Source organism: Tetzosporium hominis (assembly GCF_002265435.1).
Lineage (GTDB): Bacteria > Bacillota > Bacilli > Bacillales_A > Planococcaceae > Chryseomicrobium > Chryseomicrobium hominis.
Genome location: NZ_NOKQ01000266.1, coordinates 1 through 266, shown reverse-complemented (window position 1 = coordinate 266; position 266 = coordinate 1). Strand labels below are relative to the sequence as shown.

At 34.6% G+C, this 266-nt stretch carries 1 protein-coding gene; it reads left to right on the top strand.

Annotated features, from left to right (window positions below):
- A partial coding sequence (locus CF394_RS11975) for a PolC-type DNA polymerase III N-terminal domain-containing protein (protein WP_207761723.1) occupies positions 1-266 on the top strand: 266 nt, incomplete at both ends.

Genomic DNA, 266 nt, shown 5'->3' with positions numbered 1-266 from the left:
GAGTCTCTGATCAATTGAGACAGGATCCTGCTCTTGTTAATGCAAGTATTGAGCGTGTTGTGGTTCATAAAATTAGTAAGATTTGGGAATTTCATTTTGTATTTTCTAATATTTTACCGATTGAAATCTTTTTAGAGTTAAAGAAAGGGCTTAGTGAAGAATTTTCTAAGACAGGGAATCAAGCTATTTTCGAAATCAAGGCTCTCTCTCAAGAATTTTCAAATGAACTCTTGCAGGCCTACTATAAGGAGGCTTTTTCTGAAGGT